Below are 3,224 nucleotides of genomic sequence, written 5' to 3' on the forward strand. Positions count from 1 at the left end.
TAATCAGATATGTACTAGACAACAAAAATGCGTTCAACAAATATAACGTTACTGCAATTAAAGAATACACAAATTTATTAGATAGAATTCAAGGGAAAAAGCAAGATAAAGAAGTTTTAGATAGATTATCAAAGGTTAAAACTAATAGAGAACATGAAGACTTAAAAAAATGCGGACTTGTAATTCAAGATTTCTATAAAAACAATTTATCTGAACTGACTACAAATATGGATATTGCCTCTGTAGATTTTATGTTCTATGTTATATACGGATCATTTTTACCTGTAGGCAAAAAAGGCAAAAGTAAATATTCTTTCGCTAAGAATGCAAAATTACTTAAAATAATAAAAAGCAATTTTCCTTCTAAAAAAACTCTATCAGACGCAAATAAAGAAGCTATCACTTCTGAAGCAATGAGAAAAATACTTATATTACTTGAGTTTTATGCATTTTGCTTCGATGCTAGTGAAGCAGGAGATGAAGAATGTATCGATTTCTTTGACGATTTCTCAGAGCAAATGAACGATATACTAGATTCCTCTGGTATGGGACCTCTTTACGTTGGAAATCCATACGATTGGCTATTTTTATACTGTGCTAAATGTGACAATCCACTCGATGTTTTTAGAAGTATTATAGATGATGTCTGTGCATTAGACGATGAAGATTAAAATTATACATATATACAAAAAGGGATATCGCTTTAAAACGACTATCCCTTTTTTGTGTATTTTAAAATCCTTGTAAATATAGTTCTCTTCTAGTTTCTGGCATATTATCTATTATTAAATCAAACAGTTTAGATACATTGTATCCTTTTTCTGCTGAATAATATACAGGCTTCTTTATAGTGATTCCAGTAGCTTCCTTCACTCTTCTTTGTATAGAAGAGGCTTGTTTTTCTAAATAATCAAGCAATACATCATCCGGTCTATTATTGAAAAAATCCCAATGTCTGCCTTTCATAGCTACATCCGCTTGATTTATCGCAACTAAAATTCTATCTGATTGGAAGTTTGGCACTATAATTTCATTTAATAATTTGTATGTAGTTCCCATATCTCTGTTAGAACCCTCTATAATTACTAAAACCGAATCTATAAACCCATACTCATTATTATCTAAAACATAAGTATCATACAACATATCGACTAATTTTTTAGAGTGGACTTTGTCAGCCTCTACACCGTCTCCTAGACCCGGCGTATCCCAAAATCTCATAAGTTCATTTAGTCTATAGCTGTCGAGTTCCATAGTTTCAGGATCTACACCATCGCCTACTTTTGCTACTTCCTTTTCGAATAGCGAATTTAAAGTTGTCGATTTTCCTGCTCCTGTCACACCTGTAACCATAACATCTAGAGGATAAAATCTGGCTTTTTCTAATTTTTCGTTTATTGTTTCTAGTCTATAATCAGCATACATTGTTATTATCTCCCTTTTATAAAAATTTATTTAAAACCATCTACCTAATATAGCTTTACCTACACCTATTATTCCTCCAGCAATTGTTCCTACAACTTTTCCAACTTTTTCACCTGCTGTTCCAAATATAGATCCTATTTCTTCCCCTATATCTGCTCCCTCAGCTGCACAATCCTTAATTGTCTCAACAAAAGAGTTATGAATTTCTTTTGTATAATCCTCTAATTCGTCATTTTTCTTCCACATTTCCTCATCTTTATTTATATTATCAACATAAACAAGTCTCTTTTCTTTTGGAGTGGCCTTAATTATCATCCATAATAATTTAGATAGATTATATGGATTAGTTTGCATTTCGCCTTCTTCTTTAAACCCTGCGCTGTAGTAAATTGGTTCTACATCGACTCCTGTGCCCTCGTATATTCTATTCTTTACAGATACGACCTTTTGTTCTAGAAAATCTACTAGCTTTTGTTGAGGTTCATTTTTTTCATAATCCCAATATCTGCCCTTCATAGCGACATCGGCTTGATTTATTGCTACTATTATTCTCTTGTCTTTTTCTTCCCCTAAATTAGGAATTATAACGTTGTTTATAAGTTCATATGATGTTCCTAAATCTCTGCTGCTTCCATCTAAAATAACTAAAACTAAATCTATTAAAGCTTTTCCATCAGAATCGACTTCTGATAATTTCTTAATTATATTTTTGGCGTGTCTATTGTCGGCTTCTTTTCCATCGCCTAACCCTGGACTATCCCATAAAATTAAGTTCCCTAATTCGTATTTGACGATTTCCATAGTCTCAGGATCAACACCTACACCGACTTTTGCCACTTCTGAATTAAATAATGCGTTTATTGTAGAGCTCTTTCCACAACCAGTTGCTCCTGTTATCATTATGTTTATTCTTTTTTCTTTTAGTTGAAATAAGTTTTTTAGAAGTTTGTTTTTTTCTGTTTCTTCTAAATTAGCATTGTAAATATCGTTCTCCATTTCTTCGTAAATAGTATTTTCTTTTGTCATATTATTTTCCTCCTTTAAATTCGTTAATTTAATTTTAAGGCTATGTTAGCCATCTTCGTGATAGATATGACATAAAAACAACCACGCCTTAGACTTTTCAATACATTGAATTATAAGATGTGGTTGTTTTTATGACTTATTATAAATTCTTCGTGATATAGTAATATTATTAAATCTACAGATTATAATTTATCGCTAATTTAAAAATTTTCATATTCTTTAGGTATTGGAATGTTAAATTCTTTACATAATAATTTTACATCATGAATATCACTTTCTCCAAATTCATACCCTAAGTGAAATAAGACTTGATTTTTAGCATTTATACAAGAAACCATAATATTTCCTATTTTTCCAACACCATCGAATATATTTTTTTGAAAAACTTCGCCTTCATAACATATGGTTCCATCACAGTTATCTTTAAACATATGTAAATCAATAATTCGTAATTTATTATCAGACCAAATAGTATGTACTTCACTTGTATACTCCACTACAATTTCATTAAATCCTTTATTTTTAATTATTTCAATAAATTTATTATAGTTTTTTTCTTCTACAAATAAATCAATGTCATTATGCTGACGTGTTTCTTTTCCAAGTAAAGCATCTACACCCCAACCACCATCTAACCATATTTCTATATTATTATTATATGCCCAACTCAATATTTCACAAGCATCATTTATTCCAATCACTTTATCACCTCTAGAAATTTCTATTTATATATAATATTAATAATATCTTCACTTCACATTATATAACAATTG

Annotated in this window: 4 protein-coding genes; 1 reads left to right on the forward strand and 3 read right to left on the reverse strand. The window is 30.1% G+C overall.

The window, feature by feature from the left end:
* Nucleotides 1-671, forward strand: a 671-nt coding sequence (locus MR593_RS12190; RefSeq protein WP_331474850.1) for a hypothetical protein, incomplete at its 5' end; no start/stop codon positions are given.
* A gap of 61 nt (nt 672-732) precedes the next feature.
* On the opposite strand, the gene MR593_RS12195 is transcribed toward MR593_RS12190, so the two are convergent.
* The 3 genes from MR593_RS12195 to lnu(P) form a co-directional block, all read right to left on the reverse strand.
* Nucleotides 733-1,425, reverse strand: coding sequence for a GTPase family protein (locus MR593_RS12195; protein ID WP_290693349.1), 693 nt, complete (start codon nt 1,423-1,425; stop codon nt 733-735).
* A gap of 30 nt (nt 1,426-1,455) precedes the next feature.
* Nucleotides 1,456-2,451: a GTPase family protein gene (locus MR593_RS12200; RefSeq protein WP_290693352.1), complete on the reverse strand. Its 996-nt coding sequence runs from the start codon at nt 2,449-2,451 to the stop codon at nt 1,456-1,458.
* 200 nt (nt 2,452-2,651) lie between these two features.
* Nucleotides 2,652-3,152: a lincosamide nucleotidyltransferase Lnu(P) gene (lnu(P), locus tag MR593_RS12205; RefSeq protein WP_022071788.1), complete on the reverse strand. Its 501-nt coding sequence runs from the start codon at nt 3,150-3,152 to the stop codon at nt 2,652-2,654.
* Between the last annotated feature and the right edge of the window lie 72 nt (nt 3,153-3,224).

It is taken from the genome of Intestinibacter sp., assembly GCF_022780145.1.
Lineage (GTDB): Bacteria > Bacillota > Clostridia > Peptostreptococcales > Peptostreptococcaceae > Intestinibacter.

Excerpts from the sequence above, each read along its gene's own strand:
- MR593_RS12200 (WP_290693352.1), bottom strand. The coding sequence starts at position 2,451 with ATGACAAAAGAAAATACTATTTACGAAGAAATGGAGAACGATATTTAC.
- MR593_RS12195 (WP_290693349.1), bottom strand. The coding sequence starts at position 1,425 with ATGTATGCTGATTATAGACTAGAAACAATAAACGAAAAATTAGAAAAA.